This is a genomic window from Listeria aquatica (assembly GCF_014223975.1).
Taxonomy (GTDB): Bacteria; Bacillota; Bacilli; order Lactobacillales; family Listeriaceae; genus Listeria; species Listeria aquatica.
Genome location: NZ_JAARRM010000002.1, coordinates 419,969 through 437,498 on the forward strand (window position 1 = coordinate 419,969; position 17,530 = coordinate 437,498).

General features: G+C 40.8%; 13 protein-coding genes and 1 other annotated feature. Of the genes, 3 read left to right on the forward strand and 10 right to left on the reverse strand.

The genetic code is table 11. The features are described from left to right. Positions 1 to 9 precede the first annotated feature (9 nt). Together HB912_RS07955 and HB912_RS07960 are read right to left on the reverse strand one after the other, a co-directional pair. Positions 10 to 423 carry a MarR family winged helix-turn-helix transcriptional regulator gene (locus tag HB912_RS07955; RefSeq protein WP_185373591.1) on the reverse strand — a complete coding sequence of 138 codons (414 nt, stop codon included), beginning with the start codon at positions 421 to 423 and terminating at the stop codon, positions 10 to 12. A gap of 64 nt (positions 424 to 487) precedes the next feature. Continuing rightward, positions 488 to 1,024: a TetR/AcrR family transcriptional regulator gene (locus HB912_RS07960; protein ID WP_185373593.1), complete on the reverse strand. Its 537-nt coding sequence runs from the start codon at positions 1,022 to 1,024 to the stop codon at positions 488 to 490. A gap of 146 nt (positions 1,025 to 1,170) precedes the next feature. On the opposite strand from HB912_RS07960, the gene HB912_RS07965 reads away from it, so the two are divergent. Together HB912_RS07965 and HB912_RS07970 are read left to right on the forward strand one after the other, a co-directional pair. After that, on the forward strand, positions 1,171 to 2,637 hold the full coding sequence (locus tag HB912_RS07965) for a glycoside hydrolase family 1 protein (protein WP_185373595.1): 1,467 nt from the start codon (positions 1,171 to 1,173) through the stop codon (positions 2,635 to 2,637). A gap of 101 nt (positions 2,638 to 2,738) precedes the next feature. Then, the gene (locus tag HB912_RS07970; RefSeq protein WP_185373597.1) at positions 2,739 to 4,370 is read left to right on the forward strand and encodes a GW dipeptide domain-containing protein; all 1,632 of its coding nucleotides are present in this window, start codon (positions 2,739 to 2,741) and stop codon (positions 4,368 to 4,370) included. Positions 4,371 to 4,422: 52 nt separating this feature from the next. On the opposite strand, the gene rpoC is transcribed toward HB912_RS07970, so the two are convergent. The 4 genes from rpoC to HB912_RS07990 all read right to left on the reverse strand — a co-directional run bounded on the left by rpoC (position 4,423) and on the right by HB912_RS07990 (position 13,875). Continuing rightward, complete coding sequence (rpoC, locus tag HB912_RS07975) at positions 4,423 to 8,028, reverse strand: DNA-directed RNA polymerase subunit beta' (protein ID WP_036070157.1); 3,606 nt, start codon at positions 8,026 to 8,028, stop codon at positions 4,423 to 4,425. A 150-nt stretch (positions 8,029 to 8,178) separates the two neighbouring features. Then, complete coding sequence (gene rpoB / locus HB912_RS07980; protein ID WP_149023260.1) at positions 8,179 to 11,730, reverse strand: DNA-directed RNA polymerase subunit beta; 3,552 nt, start codon at positions 11,728 to 11,730, stop codon at positions 8,179 to 8,181. Positions 11,731 to 12,221: 491 nt separating this feature from the next. Continuing rightward, positions 12,222 to 12,827 (reverse strand): class I SAM-dependent methyltransferase, encoded by a 606-nt coding sequence (locus HB912_RS07985; RefSeq protein WP_036070151.1) that lies wholly within the window; start codon positions 12,825 to 12,827, stop codon positions 12,222 to 12,224. Between the two features lie 79 nt (positions 12,828 to 12,906). After that, positions 12,907 to 13,875 carry an NAD-dependent epimerase/dehydratase family protein gene (locus HB912_RS07990; RefSeq protein WP_185373599.1) on the reverse strand — a complete coding sequence of 323 codons (969 nt, stop codon included), beginning with the start codon at positions 13,873 to 13,875 and terminating at the stop codon, positions 12,907 to 12,909. A gap of 146 nt (positions 13,876 to 14,021) precedes the next feature. Here HB912_RS07990 and HB912_RS13365 point away from each other — a divergent pair, with 146 nt between their 5' ends. Further along, the gene (locus HB912_RS13365; protein ID WP_185373601.1) at positions 14,022 to 15,182 is read left to right on the forward strand and encodes a helix-turn-helix domain-containing protein; all 1,161 of its coding nucleotides are present in this window, start codon (positions 14,022 to 14,024) and stop codon (positions 15,180 to 15,182) included. A 36-nt stretch (positions 15,183 to 15,218) separates the two neighbouring features. On the opposite strand, the gene rplL is transcribed toward HB912_RS13365, so the two are convergent. From rplL to rplK, 4 genes are all read right to left on the reverse strand, one after another. Next, a complete protein-coding gene (gene rplL / locus HB912_RS08000) occupies positions 15,219 to 15,590 on the reverse strand; it encodes a 50S ribosomal protein L7/L12 (RefSeq protein WP_036070147.1) in 372 nt (123 codons plus the stop codon). A 58-nt stretch (positions 15,591 to 15,648) separates the two neighbouring features. Next, on the reverse strand, positions 15,649 to 16,149 hold the full coding sequence (gene rplJ / locus HB912_RS08005; protein ID WP_036070145.1) for a 50S ribosomal protein L10: 501 nt from the start codon (positions 16,147 to 16,149) through the stop codon (positions 15,649 to 15,651). A gap of 25 nt (positions 16,150 to 16,174) precedes the next feature. Beyond that, positions 16,175 to 16,317 (reverse strand) — a sequence feature (ribosomal protein L10 leader region). Between the two features lie 46 nt (positions 16,318 to 16,363). Beyond that, positions 16,364 to 17,053 (reverse strand): 50S ribosomal protein L1, encoded by a 690-nt coding sequence (gene rplA, locus HB912_RS08010; RefSeq protein WP_036070143.1) that lies wholly within the window; start codon positions 17,051 to 17,053, stop codon positions 16,364 to 16,366. Between the two features lie 35 nt (positions 17,054 to 17,088). Then, the gene (gene rplK, locus HB912_RS08015; protein WP_036070142.1) at positions 17,089 to 17,514 is read right to left on the reverse strand and encodes a 50S ribosomal protein L11; all 426 of its coding nucleotides are present in this window, start codon (positions 17,512 to 17,514) and stop codon (positions 17,089 to 17,091) included. Positions 17,515 to 17,530 lie beyond the last annotated feature (16 nt).

Consider the following 17,530-nt stretch of genomic DNA (forward strand, 5'->3'; position numbering starts at 1 on the left):
CCCTCCATCTTAATCCAATTTTTTTAGCAATCTTAAAAGTTCTTTTTGTTCCGGTCGCGACAATCGACTGAATTGCTCCTGCTGAAATGCTTCTTGCTTTGGAACAAATTCTTGATAGCAAGCGATCCCTTTTTCCGTCAAAACGATAAACTTCTCTCGACCCACTTTTTCGCGCTTAACAAGTTCCAATTTTTCTAGTTTGACAAGCAACTGGGTGATGTTTCCTTTTGTCACTACTAGTTTATCGCCAAGTTCTTGCTGCGTTAATTTATTTCCAGGGCCGATTTGTGCAATGCAGTCAAACATTGCCGTCGAAATTCCAGCTTCTTTTAAGTTTTGATTGGTTTTTTTGATATTTTGATTATAAAAACGGCTCAATCTGAACCATAATAAAATACCTAACCTTTCCTCCGATTTTACCATTCTCATCGGCCTCCTTTGCTTACAGTTTAGTTCTAAACTTTATAAAATGCAAGCAAAATGTTTCTCACTTTTGCTTAACAATGGAAAGAAGCATCTCAGCCACACTTTTTCTACCTTCGTTAGCAAATTCAGGAATTCCAAGAATACGAGCATGCCACATTCCATCAATCGTATAGCGAACAAATTCCGCTTGTTCTCCCCCAATTTCTGGAACAAGTCGCTTAAAATCTCTCAAATAAGCTTCATTCCAGTCATCCTCTATCGCCTCACCCGACACAACCGTTCCAATTAGTGCCGCATGAAGCCCAACCAACTTTTCATCATCCAGCTGACGCAAGTTTCCTCTAATATAAGCCTCTGTGAATGGAAAAAACGAGTGAGCCTTTGCAAGTTGATATTCTTCTTGCAAAACTGTCTCATAGGCATCAATTGTATAGCTAATTAAAGAGCGCGTTAGTTCCGCCTTATTTTTAAAATAGTAAAAAATAGCGGCTTTGGTCATCCCCGTTTTTTCAGCCACTTTTGCTAAACTATAGTTTGCCGTTCCCTCACTTTGAATGACAGAAATAGCGGATTCAATAATTTTCTCTTTTGTAGTCATCATTGCCTCCATTGCTCTTTTTTTAAAGTTTAACGAAAAAATCACATTTTAGCAATCCTCTCTTCTGAAAAATTCCAGCTTGACATGTAATGCATTACATAGCGTACGATAAAATAGAAATAAATATTTCAGAAGGAGTGACAACGATGGCGAAGATGAAAACAGGCTTTCCTAAAGACTTTTTATGGGGTGGCGCAACAGCAGCCAACCAAATTGAAGGCGCCTATAATGAAGACGGAAAAGGACTCTCGACTGCTGATATGGTGCGTTTTATTCCCAAGTCAGAACGCAAACCTGGAGAACACGCTCTTGATGTGACCAAAAAACAAATAAATGAAATCCTGGCAGGAAACGTGGAGGAAGCGCGCTTTCCGAAACGAGAAGGCATCGACTTTTATCATCACTACAAAGAAGACATTGCCTTATTTGCCGAAATGGGATTTAAAACGTTCCGGCTTTCAATCGCTTGGTCGCGAATTTTTCCAAATGGAGATGATGCTACCCCAAATGAAGCGGGACTTGCCTTTTATGACCAAGTTTTTGATGAATGCTTAAAATACGGTATCGAGCCTCTTGTAACACTCTCCCATTATGAAACGCCATTACATTTAACTCTTAAATATAATGGCTGGAGCGATCGACGTGTGATTGAGTTCTTCACGAACTATGCTGAAACAGTCTTCAGACGTTATAAAGACAAAGTCAAATACTGGCTTACCTTTAATGAAATCAACATCATCGCAATTAGCCCTTACACAGGCGGTGGGGTATTAGTGGAAGATGCCAAAAACCGGTTAGAATTATGCTATCAGGCGGCCCATCATCAATTTGTGGCAAGTGCGCTCGCTACTAAGCTTGCCCACGAAATTATTCCGGATGCCAAAGTCGGCTGTATGCTTGCGCGGATGGCTACTTATCCAGCTACCAATAATCCAGATGACATTTTGAAAGCGCAGCATTTAAATCAAATGAATCTCTTCTTCACGGACGTTCAAGCTCGCGGGGAATACCCAAGTTATATGGATCGTTACTTTGCTGAAAATAATATTTCCATCCAGAAGGAATCCGGAGATGATGAAATTCTAAAGGAACATACAGTAGATTTCATCTCATTTAGCTACTATATGTCGCTCTCCACCTCGGCAAACCCTACCGGTAAACAAACTGGCGGAAACTTTATGGGCGGAGTTAAAAATGAATATCTAGAAACTTCTGATTGGGGATGGCAAATCGATCCAAAAGGGTTACGCTACACATTAAATGATTTTTATAGTCGCTATGAGTTGCCATTATTCATCGTTGAAAATGGACTAGGTGCTTATGATAAGGTCACAGCAGACGGGAAAATTCATGATGACTACCGAATTGATTATTTACGAAAACACATTGAACAAATGAAAGAAGCCATCAAAGACGGTGTTGATTTAATTGGCTATACGAGCTGGGGCCCTATTGATTTAATTAGCGCCTCAACAAGTGAAATGTCTAAACGATATGGTTTTATCTATGTAGATAAAGACGATGATGGCAAAGGGTCATTAAAACGTTCAAAAAAAGATTCCTTCGATTGGTATAAAAAAGTCATCGCTACAAACGGTGAAGACTTGAGCTGATTGATTAAACAACTAGTAAGTTAGTCACTTAGACCTGCTTACTAGTTGTTTTTGTACTTCCCTTTCATAAATTGGTACAATAAAGAAAAGGAGGAACAACAATGAAAAAAATTTTAGGGGTCATTTTATTATTTACTTTTACGCTAACCTTAATAGACGGACCCGCTACTTTCGCACATGCAATGAGTAACAATGAAAAAATCCTTTCTAGTAAAAATGTAAACTACGGGGCTATTATCAGTACGACAAACGATGGAGTTTATACAACACCTTATAATACTCCAGCCTGTAAATTTCTCGGAATGTCTTCCAAATACTTAACGCAGTACATAGATGTGCAGGAAGAAAAAACAACAGAGCGTGCAACCTATGTTAAATTCTCGATCAGCGGAAAGGTAGTCGGCTTCATCGATAAACGTGCACTTCGCTCACCAGAAAAAATTCTTTCTACTAAAAGTGTGAACTATGATGCTAAAATAACCCGGGCGACTGATGGTATTTTCACTCGTCCCTATAAAACTGCTAATTACAAGCGCTTAACTTCTTCAAAAACTTATTTAAATCGTGATGTAAGAGTTCTTGAAGAAATTAAAACAGAGCGTGCAACTTATGTTAAATTTTCCATTGGCGGAAAAGTGATTGGGTATATAGATAAAAATGGTTTAAAACTTTATGAATCTATTCGCTCAACAAAGTCAGTCAAATATGGAGCCATTATCAATACAACAACTGACGGGGTCTTTACTGCCCCTTATAATACTTACGGCTTCAAACAGCTAGGTTTTTCCTCTAAATATTTAACACAATATGTAGACGTGAGTGAAGAAAAAATCACTCCACGAGCCACTTACGTGAAGTTCTCACAAAATGGAAAAGTAATAGGCTATGTGGACAAACGAGCGCTTGTATCCCCTGAAAAGGTACTTTCTACAAAATCCGTCAATTATCATGCTGTTATCTCAAGTAAATATGATGGTGTCTTTACAGCACCTTATCGCACAGTGGGGTATAAAAAATTAGGCACTTCAAATAATTATTTTAGTCGTGCTGTTACAGTTACAGAAGAAAAGAGAACTTCTCGTGCCACTTACGTGAGATTTTCCTATAGTGGGAAGAATATTGGCTATGTGGATAAACGTGCCTTGCGAATCGGAGAGCAAGCTATCGCCTCTTCTCCAACAGCTAAAAAAACAAGCCAAATTTTAACTGTTGTCGGGAGTGGAGCAAATGCCACAATCACTTATTGGGAAAAAGCCTATGGAGTTTGGAACACTAAGTTTACTGTAAATGGTCATGTTGGGAAACAAGGAATTGGAAAAGCGAGTGAAACAAAGAGCTATACGCCAAAAGGTTCTTATAAACTTGGATTCAGTTTTGGAACAAGTAATCCTGGCTCTCTCTCTACTTTTAGAAAGATCACAAACAAAAGCTATTGGATTTCAACTGTAAATAGTGCTTATTACAACACTTGGCGTGAATTCAAAGTTTCTAGTGCCGATGAACATTTAGCGAGCTATAAAACTCAATATCAATATGCACGCGTCATTAATTATAATACTAGTCCAGTTATAAAAGGAGCAGGTTCTGCATTCTTTTTACACGTAGATAATGGCAAACCAACTGCTGGCTGTGTTTCCATTCCAAAAAGTGCAATGATTCGTGTGCTTAAAGAAACCGGAAACAATGCTTATATTATCAATGTTAATAATGCCAACGAAATCGTTAAATACTAAAAAAAGTTCTCCAAGCCAAAACTTGGAGAACTTTTTTCTTGCCTATTTATTTTTACGCATTTGTTGTTTCTTCTGTATCTCCTTGTGTCGCTCCCACAACTTCTGATTTCAGCTTGCGGTAACGGCCAATACCTGTTCCGGCTGGGACAAGTTTACCAAGAATAACATTTTCTTTAAGTCCAAGAAGTTCATCACGTTTGCCTTTAATCGCTGCGTCTGTAAGAACACGAGTTGTTTCTTGGAAAGATGCAGCTGACAAGAACGAATCCGTTTCAAGGGAAGCTTTTGTGATTCCAAGTAATACAGGACGACCCGTTGCAGGTTGATTCCCGTTCATAATGGCATCACGGTTTGCTTCTGTGAAGGATTGGATATCCATAAGTGTTCCTGGAAGAATATCTGTATCCCCTGTATCCATGACACGAATCTTACGAAGCATTTGACGAACCATAACTTCAACGTGCTTGTCCCCAATTTCTACCCCTTGCATCCGGTAAACTTTTTGTACTTCTGCAAGCAAGTATTCTTGAACGGACAATACGTCACGTACACGGATCAATGCTTTCGGATCGATCGAACCTTCTGTTAGAGCTTCACCACGATCAACTACCGAACCTTCTTGAACACGCAGACGAGCTGTATACGGAACTGTATAGCTGCGGCGATCATCAGTTCCTTGAATCGTGATTTCTTGACCACGGTCACGACCTTCTTCAATCGAAACAACTTCACCTGCTACTTCAGTGATGGTTGCTTGACCTTTCGGATTCCGTGCTTCAAAGATTTCTTGGATACGTGGAAGACCTTGTGTGATATCATCTCCGGCAACCCCACCGGTATGGAACGTACGCATTGTAAGCTGTGTTCCTGGTTCCCCGATAGACTGAGCCGCAATAATTCCCACTGCTTCTCCAACTTCAACTTCAGTACCAGTTGCCAAGTTTTTGCCGTAACATTTTTTACATACCCCATGTTTCGTGTTACATGTGAAGGCAGAGCGAATTGAAACTTCTTCAATCCCAGCATCCACAATCGCTTGTGCAACAGGTTCTGTAATAAGTTCATTTTCCTTAACAAGAACTTCTCCTGTTTCAGGATGGCGAACAGTTTTACGTGCATAACGACCTTCAAGACGCTCTTCAAGAGATTCAATGATTTCAGTACCTTCACGAATCGCTTTGATCGTCAAGCCACGGTCAGTTCCACAGTCGTCTTCACGAATGATAACATCTTGCGCAACATCAACGAGACGACGAGTAAGGTAACCAGAATCGGCTGTTTTAAGGGCTGTATCGGTAAGACCTTTACGAGCACCATGGGTCGAGATAAAGTATTCAAGAACCGTTAGACCTTCTCGGAAGTTCGATGTGATCGGAAGTTCAACGATACGTCCAGATGGATCAGCCATCAAACCACGCATTCCAGCAAGCTGCGTAAAGTTCGAGATGTTACCACGAGCTCCAGAGTCTTGCATCATGAAGATTGGGTTGAGACGTTCCAAACTGTCGATCAGTTTTTCTTGAATCTCATCTTTAGCTGCATTCCAAACACCGATAACGCGTTCATATCTTTCTTCATCTGTAATTAAACCACGACGGAATTGCTTCGTAATTTTTTCAACCATATCATGCGCTTCTTCAAGGATTTCTCCTTTTTCGCTAAGCGTTAAGATATCCGCAATCCCAACCGTAATCCCAGCTTTTGTGGAAATCTTAAAGCCGAGGTCTTTCATACGGTCAAGCATCTTCGACGTTTCCGTAATATGGAATCGTTTGAAGACTTCCGCGATGATGTTTCCAAGAATTTTCTTCTTGAATGGTTCAACAAGTGGTTGCTTAGCAATATGTGCTTTCACATCCGTTGTTGTATCCACAAAATACTTCTCAGGTGTTTCAATTTCCAAGTTATATTTCGTTGGTTCATTGATATAAGGGAACGATGTTGGAAGAATAGTGTTAAAGATCAATTTACCAACAGTCGTAATCAGCAATTGCTTGCGTTGTTCATCTGTAAAGCGTTCATTTGGAATCGAACCAGCATAAACAGCAATTCGTGAATGAAGATGCACGTAACCATTTTGGTAAGCTAAGTTTGCTTCATTCAAGTCTTTGAAAGTCATTCCTTCGCCAACTGCGTTTTCACGTTCAAGCGTCAAGTAATAGTTTCCTAGTACCATATCTTGTGAAGGTGTAACAACTGGTTTTCCATCTTTCGGGTTCAAGATATTTTGAGCAGCTAGCATCAAAATACGAGCTTCCGCTTGAGCTTCAGCAGAAAGCGGAACGTGAACCGCCATTTGGTCCCCATCAAAGTCGGCATTATAAGCTGTACATACAAGCGGGTGAAGACGAATTGCACGACCTTCAACAAGCGTTGGTTCGAAAGCTTGGATACCAAGTCTATGAAGCGTAGGGGCGCGGTTTAAGAGAACTGGGTGTTCACGAATAACTTCTTCAAGCACATCCCAAATTTCTGGTGCCATACGTTCAATTTTACGTTTTGCGCTCTTAATATTGTGTGCCAAACCACGTTCTACAAGTTCTTTCATCACAAATGGCTTAAAGAGCTCAAGCGCCATTTCTTTTGGAAGACCACATTGATACATCTTAAGGTTTGGTCCAACGACGATAACAGAACGACCTGAATAGTCAACCCGTTTTCCGAGCAAGTTTTGACGGAAACGACCTTGTTTCCCTTTTAGCATATGGGAAAGTGATTTTAATGGACGATTTCCTGGTCCAGTTACAGGACGGCCACGACGACCATTATCAATAAGTGCGTCAACAGCTTCTTGTAGCATCCGTTTTTCGTTTTGCACAATGATTGTAGGAGCACCAAGATCAAGTAAACGTTTCAAACGATTGTTCCGGTTGATAACACGACGATACAAATCGTTCAAGTCACTTGTCGCAAAACGGCCACCTTCAAGTTGCACCATTGGACGAAGTTCTGGCGGAATAACCGGAAGAACATCAAGAATCATCCAACTTGGATCGTTTCCAGAGTTACGAAATGCTTCCATCACTTCTAAGCGACGAATTGCACGAGTACGACGTTGTCCTTGCGCAGATTCGAGCTCTTCTTTTAATTCATTCGTTTCTTTTTCAAGATTAATATCCGAAAGAATTTTTTTGATGGCTTCAGCACCCATACCAGCTTGGAAAGTTTGACCGTATTTATCACGGTAAGCACGGTATTCTTTTTCAGAAAGAAGTTGTTTCTTCTCAAGTGGTGTATCTCCTGGTTCTGTAACCACGTAAGAAGCGAAATAAATAACTTCTTCTAGAGCACGTGGGCTCATATCCATTACAAGACCCATACGACTTGGAATTCCTTTGAAATACCAAATATGCGATACAGGAGCAGCAAGCTCGATGTGCCCCATACGTTCACGACGAACTTTAGATTTTGTAACTTCTACGCCACAACGGTCACAGACAACCCCTTTATAGCGCACACGTTTATATTTCCCACAAGAACATTCCCAGTCTTTTGTTGGACCAAAAATTCGTTCACAGAAAAGACCGTCACGTTCAGGCTTAAGTGTACGATAATTGATCGTTTCTGGCTTTTTCACTTCGCCATGCGACCAAGAACGGATTTTATCTGGAGATGCTAGCCCTATTTTCATATACTCAAAATTATTAACATCTATCAAGTGCCCTACCTCCTAATTTTGTTGGCCGTTCTCTAGAAGTAGCCTCATAAGTATTTTACACTCATAAGTCGCCACTTCTAGAAACAGACCTAGTTTATCGGCAAAAACATTCGTTTTTCATTTGTTTTGGAGTTTTTAAAATCGGGCGGGTTAATCAACCTGCTCGGTAGTTTCCTCTGGTTTTACAATATTGAAAGCATCGTTTTGTCCATTAAAATCGTCTTCATCCGAATCTCGCATTTCAATTTCTTCTTCGTCAGCAGACAAGATTTTAACGTCCATTCCAAGACTTTGCAATTCTTTAATCAAGACGCGGAAGGATTCAGGTACACCTGGTTTAGGTACGCTTTCCCCTTTCACGATTGCTTCGTACGTTTTAACACGTCCAACAACGTCATCTGATTTGATTGTGAGGATTTCTTGAAGCGTATAAGCGGCACCATAAGCTTCCAGTGCCCAAACTTCCATTTCCCCGAAACGTTGTCCACCAAATTGTGCTTTACCTCCGAGTGGTTGTTGCGTAACTAGCGAGTATGGTCCAGTTGAACGAGCATGAAGTTTATCATCAACCATGTGAGCAAGCTTGATCATATACATAACCCCAACAGACACACGGTTATCAAACGGTTCCCCAGTACGTCCATCGTAGAGAACAGTCTTCGCATCACGAGCCATTCCTGCCTCTTCAACAGTGCTCCAAACATCTTCCTCGTTCGCACCATCAAATACCGGCGTCGCAACATGGATTCCAAGTTGCCGAGCAGCCATTCCAAGATGTAGTTCAAGCACCTGCCCAATATTCATCCGAGATGGCACCCCTAATGGGTTGAGCATGATATCAACAGGCGTTCCATCAGGAAGGAACGGCATATCTTCCTCAGGTAAGATCCGGGAGATAACCCCTTTATTACCGTGACGACCAGCCATTTTATCTCCTTCATGAATTTTACGTTTTTGTACGATATAAACACGAACAAGTTGGTTAACACCTGGAGGAAGTTCATCTCCCGCTTCACGCGTAAAGATTTTAACATCTAAGACAATTCCGCCACCGCCGTGAGGGACACGGAGAGAAGTATCGCGAACTTCACGTGCTTTTTCACCAAAGATAGCATGGAGCAAGCGTTCTTCAGCCGTAAGTTCCGTTACACCTTTTGGCGTTACTTTCCCTACAAGTAAATCATTATCTTTCACTTCTGCTCCGACACGAATAATACCGCGGTCATCAAGATCACGAAGCGCATCTTCACCCACATTCGGGATGTCACGCGTCATTTCCTCAGGTCCGAGTTTCGTATCACGAGCTTCAGATTCGAATTCTTCAATATGGATAGATGTGTAAACATCATCTTTTACAAGGCGCTCACTCATGATGATCGCATCCTCGTAGTTATAACCATCCCAAGTCATGAAGGCAACAAGAACGTTACGTCCAAGTGCGAGTTCCCCAGAATCCATTGAAGGACCATTCCCAAGGATTTCACCTTTAACAACACGATCTCCTTCTGAAACATTTGGACGTTGGTTATAACATGTTCCTTGGTTAGAACGAACAAATTTACGTAGTGTATACTTGTCGATTCCTCCCGTAACTTCTTTTCCGTCTACCATTGAAACGCGTCGAACCCAAATTTCTTTCGCTTCAACATGCTCAACGATCCCATCATGTTTCGCGACAACAGCAGCACCAGAGTCTTTTGCAGAAACGTGTTCCATCCCTGTTCCAACAAATGGAGCTTCAGGGTGCATAAGTGGAACAGCTTGACGTTGCATGTTCGCACCCATTAGCGCACGGTTACTATCATCGTTTTCAAGGAACGGAATACAAGCCGTTGCAACAGAAACAACTTGTTTTGGCGATACGTCCATGTAATCGACACGTTCTTTTTCAACAGCTAAGTTTTCAGAACGGAAACGAGCCATGATTTCTTCTTCCGTGAAGACGCCGTTATCATCTAGTTTCGAGTTGGCTTGCGCCACCACATAATTGTCTTCTTCATCAGCGGTTAGATAATCAATCGTATCTGTAACTTGATGCGTTTCTGGATCAACACGACGATATGGAGTTTCGATAAAGCCGAAACGGTTCACTTTTGCATAAGAAGAAAGCGAGTTAATCAGCCCGATATTTGGACCTTCCGGCGTTTCAATCGGACACATACGACCATAGTGAGAGTAGTGAACGTCACGCACTTCATAGCCTGCACGTTCACGCGTCAAACCACCTGGTCCAAGCGCAGAAAGACGACGTTTATGCGTAAGCTCACTGAGCGGGTTCGATTGGTCCATGAATTGCGAAAGCTGGGAGCTTCCGAAGAATTCTTTAATCGATGCAACAACTGGACGAATATTGATCAGTTGTTGTGGAGTAATCGTACTCATATCTTGGATAGACATCCGTTCACGAACTACGCGTTCCATCCGTGACAAACCAATTCGGAATTGGTTTTGAAGAAGTTCACCTACAGAACGAAGACGACGATTTCCCAAGTGGTCAATATCATCTGTTCCACCCACACCGTGAAGCAAGTTAAAGAAATAACTGATGGATGAGATAATATCAGAAGGTGTAATGTGTTTTACATTTTCATCAATATACGCGTTACCAATAATGTTGATTTCTTTTTCTTCATCTTCTGGTGCGTAAATTTTGATAGATTGAACAAGTACTTCGTCTTCCATGACGCCATCACGTGGATGAAGCGTACGGAACCCAACGCCATTTTCAAGGTTTGGAATAATCGCATCTAAGTTGCGGCGATCTAAAATATCTCCTTTAGATGCAATGATTTCCCCTGTTTCTGGGTCAACGAGTGTTTCAGCCAAAACTTGACCAAACAAACGATTTTTAAGGTGAAGTTTTTTGTTGATTTTATAACGTCCAACACTTGCTAGATCATATCTTTTTGGATCAAAGAAGCGTGAAACCAGTAAGCTTCTAGCATTATCTACAGTTGGCGGTTCACCTGGACGAAGTCGTTCATAAATTTCAAGAAGTGCTTTTTCTGCACTATCTGTGTTATCTTTTTCAAGCGTGTTGCGCAAATAATCATTGTCTCCGATCAGATCAATGATTTCTTGGTCGGAACCAAATCCTAGAGCGCGAAGAAGGACCGTAACTGGCAATTTACGTGTGCGGTCAATACGAACATGCACAACATCTTTTGCATCCGTTTCGTATTCTAGCCAAGCACCACGGTTTGGAATAACGGTCGATCCAAAACCTTTTTTACCATTTTTGTCCACTTTGTCATTAAAATAAACGCCCGGCGAACGAACTAATTGCGAAACAATAACACGTTCAGCACCGTTGATGATAAATGTTCCCATTTCAGTCATAAGTGGGAAATCACCCATGAAAACTTCTTGGTCTTTTACTTCACCAGTTTCTTTATTAATCAGGCGCAATTTCACACGAAGCGGAGCTGCGTAGTTAGCATCGCGATTTTTAGACTCTTCAACCGAATATTTCGGTTCTCCGAGGTCATAATCAATAAATTCAAGCGAAAGATTTCCTGCAAAGTCTTCAATTGGAGAAATATCGCGGAACATTTCCCGAAGACCCTCATCTAAGAACCACTGATAAGAAGCTGTTTGAATTTCGATCAAATTCGGTAATTCAAGCACTTCACTAATCCGAGCGAAACTTCTACGCTTACGGTGTCTGCCGTATTGTACTACATGTCCTGACAAACTCTTCACCCCTCAAATTTTTTAAAATTTATAAGCACACTTTCTGCTTTCATAGAATCGCTAAACAGTGGAACCCCCCGCACCCGACGTTTAAGCCAAGAGCTTTCTACACGTGTAAAAAATACTCGCTTAACCGGCGTTCATCAAAAGTTTCCTGCTACTCGCCTTTATTCTACAAGAAAGAAAGTGGGACTTGAGCAATTGATCTAGCCTGTTTTTAGACAAAAAGAAAGCGGAATTCAACTTGCTTTGATCCTTTCCTAAAAAAGTTTCACGACAACAGCCAAATTTAACTTTTGCTTTGTCAGCTCTGAAAACCACATCCATGTCTTATTTTACCAAAACCCTTGCAAACACTTCATTCTTCCAACTTGTTCCAGAAAAATGAGCATGCGAAATAACAGTCTAGATTCTTTTGGCATCTTACTATGATACAATACCTCAGAAAAAAAGTCAACCTATTAGTCTACAAAAAAGAAGCCTTAAAATCAAGACTTCTTTTACGCTTTTATACTTCGATAAATATAATAACCCTTATCTTTTTTCATCACTTCCACATTGCCAAAAACCTGCTCCATTTTGCGCGCAGCAGATGGTCCACCTTGTTTCTTTTGGATCACAATCCAAAGTTCCCCCGCAGAAGTGAGCTTGTCATGAGCACCTTCCAAAATCGCATGCACAACCGTTTTTCCAGCGCGAATTGGTGGGTTACTAATAATCGCAGCAAATTCATTTTCATCCACGTGCTGATAGACAGAGCTTTCATAGATCCTCACATTCTGAATCCCGTTTAACTCAGCACCTTCCGAAGCAAGCGAAAGCGCTCGTTGATTCACATCTACCATTTCCACTTCTCGATCCGGAAAACTCTTTGCGAGCGATAGCCCAATTGGTCCGTAACCACAGCCAACATCAAGAAACTTCCCCGCACAATCCGGTTGCTCAAATGTTTCTATCAAAAGGCGTGAACCGAAATCAACTGTTTTTTTAGAAAAAACGCCATCATCACTCACAAAGCGCAAATCAAAGCCACGCAACTCATAATGAAAAATTTGCCGATTTGAAGATAAAGAGTCATCATTTGTAAAATAATGATTATTTGTCATTCAGCCTTCCTCCTCCACTTGTGTATTCTACCATACAAAAAGCCCGCGAACACGTATATTTTTACCGCAGGCTTTCTTTTTATTCAGCTACACATCTTAAAAGCGTCTCATGAATCGATTCTTTAACATCATGATCTTTGATACCAAGCACTTTCTTCGTTTCTTCAGGATTTAGATACAAATCTAGCTCTTGGAGTTCTGCTGTCACAATCGAATGGATACCATGTTCAGTTCCTTCCGCTTTGGATGCTTGATCCATTCTTTCATAGACTTCACGAACAGCATCAAGTGGTACAACAGGCACTTCCGTTTCTTGTCCTAAAGCATCGACCATATATTTATAAAACGTTTGGTATTTCATGTTTTCCCCACAAATCGCGTACGTAGCTCGGTGTTTCTTAGCTTCCAATGCCCCTACTGCCGCTTCTGCCACTTGTTCTACAGTTACCATCGCCGTTCCACCTTTAAGCGCAGGGAAAACAGCTTGGCCCTTAATTTGGTCAGTAAACATTTTCCAAAGAGGCACTCTTCCAGGCATCGTCCCAAAAATATACGGCAAGCGTAAGCTTGAAACATTCATACTTCCCTCCCCTTCAGCAAAAGCAACTTGTTCTTGTAATAAACGCGTATTAGGATACGGTTGATTCTTTAAAAGCGTTTCTGGAAGGCGCTCCGCAAATTCCGCGAAATAAGAACCAAAAACAACAAAGTTTTGAACTCCCGCTTCTTTAGCCAAGCGAGCTAAGCGCTGCGTTGGAAGGACATTAGCTTCATAAAAGAATTTTTCCGCTGGAGCTTTCGGTACAGTTCGTTCATCCGCACCAGCTGCGTAGATGAATCCCGATACCCCCTCAAGCATTTTCTTTACTTCATCATCTGACATCACACCAATATCCCCAAGTGTACATTTAACTTCTGACGGCAATAAGCCCTCTTCTGGCATCGGTGGAAGCGCAACGGTTTCCACTTGATATCCCCGTTTCAGCAGTTCCTTCACTGTATAGTAACCTAAAAACCCTGTGCCACCTAAAACAAATATTTTTTCCATGTTCGGTTCCTCACTTTCAGTTATCTAATAAAAGTTAGTGAAATATATCACATTTTCATATTAACATGACTTGTAAGCAAAAATGAGACAAAACAGGCTTTTTTATTATCTTGATCCAAGCTATAATAAAAAGGAGGTGACAAACAGTGGCACAAACTTATCACAACCCTTATCATAATACCTTTTGGGAAGAACCAAGCTTCAGCGTGTATAAACATTCAACAAACGCGGCACGCAAAGATCACGAAACCGGTCGCATTCGTTTATTTGCAACAATTTCAGGCCATGGAACCATTAAAATCAACGGGATAAACTATCCCATCTCACGTGGCTCACTATCTTGGATTTTCCCCTATCATTCAACAAGCTTAACCGAAGCAAAAAATTTAGAAGTCATTGAAATTTCTTTTCCACTTCGAGTTCTATTACAAATTCTCGATGGTCCAAATCAAGAACAACTACATAAAATGATGTTTCAAAATCACTTTTCGCCCGTTATCACTTATCCAAACGCCGAGCAACTAGAAAAGTTATTTAACGAAGCACTGCAAGAAGCTGAAATTCGCGCACCCCTATTTGAAACGTTAGTTCTCGCCAATGTCACAAAAATCATTTTGCTTTACTTGAGATACATCTACAAAGAAAAACCAAAATTCATTACCACACCCGGCTGGAAAGCTCTTCGGCATTTGCACTATCATTTTGCCGAGCCCCTCAGCACCACAAAAGTAGCTCAACATTTTAATGCCACACCCGAACGGCTCAATCAAGAATTAAAAGCACTAACTGGAAAGAACTTACTGCAAAACCTTACCCAAATTCGTTTTAATCACGCAAGAGCTCTCATACAAGTAACAGATCTACCAATAAAAACAATTGCTTCTAATGTCGGTTTTCGGTCTTTCCCTAGTTTCAACCGTCAATTCAAACACCTCTACAAAGAAACACCTAAAGAGTACCATAGAGAAGCTTCCAAAAAAGCTGAACCCACTCTTGCTTTTCAAATTTACATGTACATGACAGAAAATTTCAAACTAGATCTTTCCCTTTCCAGCCTTGAAAAAGTCTTTTTTACATCTCGAAAAAACATTGAACAAGCCCTTCAAACAACTTTCCAGATGAACGCTCGCGAGCTCACAACATTTATTAAAATTAGCTACGCCAAAAGTTTCATCCAAACAACTTCACTATCCTTTAGCCAAATATCCGATCTCGCCGGCTTCACCTCAGTTCGGTCATTCAATAGAGCTTTTCTTAGCGAAGTCGGCATGACACCTCGCGAATACAAAAAAAGCCTGCCAGAATAAAATTCCTGACAGGCTTTTTGTTTGCTCAAAGCAAAATTATTTAGCTTCTACGCTAGCGCCAACTTCTTCAAGTTTAGCTTTGATTTCTTCAGCTTCTTCTTTAGAAGCACCTTCTTTAAGTGGTTTTGGAGCGTTATCTACTAATTCTTTAGCTTCTTTCAAGCCAAGACCAGTGATTTCACGAACCACTTTGATAACTTTGATTTTAGAATCCCCAGCAGAAGTAAGTTCTACAGTGAATTCAGTTTGTTCTTCAGCACCACCAGCAGCACCGCCAGCAGCTGCTACAGCTACAGGAGCTGCTGCAGTTACGCCAAATTCTTCTTCGATTGCTTTTACTAAATCGTTAAGTTCTAGTACAGATGCTTCTTTAACAGAAGCAATGATTTCTTCAATGTTTAAAGCCATTTTAAAATTCCTCCATTTAATGTTTTTTATTAGGGGACTAAATTCCCTTTCGATAAACTTAAGCTTCTTGTTCTTCTTTTTGGTCAGCTACAGCTTTCGCAGCAAGTGCGAAGTTGCGGACTGGCGCTTGTAACACGTTGCAAAGCATGGATAGCAAACCTTCGCGCGATGGAAGTGTTGCAAGAGCTTTGACTTCGCTTACAGATGATACTTTACCTTCAATAATACCCGCTTTAATTTCAAGTGCTTCGTGATCTTTCGCGAAATCATTCAAAATTTTAGCAGGAAGAACAGCATCGTCATTACTGAACGCAATAGCATTTGGTCCAGTTAGAACTTCTTCAAGTCCGTCAAAACCTTTTGCTTCAACAGCACGGCGTACCATCGTGTTTTTGTAAACTTTGAAGTCCACACCAGCTTCACGTAATTGTTTACGTAATTCAGTAACTTCTGCTACATTAAGTCCACGATAGTCTACAATAATTGTAGATACACTGTCTGTAAGTTTTGTTGTAATTTCTTCAACATTGTTTTTCTTAGCATCTAAGATTGCACTCATTTTTACACCTCCGTCCAAAACGATATCAGCTACATAAAAATGACCCTTGCCACCGTATCAGCAAGGGTCGAGAAGACAGCAAAAACTGTCTTTATCGTTAATCTCCTCGGCGGGCAAATTTAAACACAATTGTGTACCTGCTGTCTACGGTAAGGATATTCACTTATAAGCCTCCATTAGTTTAACAAAAAACCATGAGGGCGTCAAGCTAGTATTAAAGCGACGCTGGATCTACTTGAATTCCAGGACCAAAAGTTGTCGTTACGCTCAAATGTTTCACGTAAGTTCCTTTAGCTGCCGCTGGTTTAGCTTTTTGAAGCACATCATTTACAGTGCGGAAGTTTTCAATTAGTTTATCCGTATCAAACGAAACTTTTCCGATTGCAGTATGAATATTTCCGGCTTTATCAACACGGTATTCTACTTTACCAGCTTTAATTTCGTTTACTGCTTTTGTTACATCCATCGTAACTGTACCAGTTTTAGGGTTTGGCATTAAGCCTTTTGGTCCAAGCACACGGCCTAGTTTACCAACTTCACCCATCATGTCAGGTGTAGCTACGATTACGTCGAAGTCAAACCAACCTTGGTTGATTTTTTCAACATATTCAGCATCTCCAACGAAGTCAGCGCCAGCAGCTTCTGCTTCTTTTGCTTTTTCTCCTTTAGCGAACACTAAAACACGTTGAGTTTTACCAGTACCATTTGGAAGTACTACGGCACCACGGATTTGTTGATCTGCTTTTTTAGGATCTACGCCAAGACGGAATGCTACTTCAACAGTTGCATCGAAACCGGCGAAATCAATTTCTTTAGCAAGCGCTACTGCTTCTTCAACAGAATATGCTTTTGCTGTATCTACTTTTTTCAAAGCTTCTTGATACTTTTTACCTTTCTTAGCCATTTCTTTTCCTCCTTATTGTTCAGAATTACTTAAACTTAGTCTTCTACAGTGAATCCCATAGAACGAGCTGTACCTTCAACCATACGCATTGCAGACTCAACGTTTGCAGCATTTAGGTCAGGCATTTTAAGTTCAGCAATTTCTTGTACTTGAGCACGAGTTACTTTAGCAACTTTGTTACGGTTAGGTTCACCAGATCCTTTTTCCACTTTAGCAGCTTTTTTAAGCAAAACAGCAGCTGGCGGAGTCTTAGTGATGAACGTAAACGAACGGTCTTCAAATACACTGATAACAACAGGAATGATAAGACCAGCTTGATCGGCTGTACGAGCATTAAACTCTTTACAGAAGCCCATGATGTTTACACCAGCTTGACCTAGTGCAGGTCCGACTGGAGGTGCAGGATTTGCTTTACCTGCTGGAATTTGAAGCTTCACTTCTTTGATAACTTTCTTAGCCACGAGACATACCTCCTTA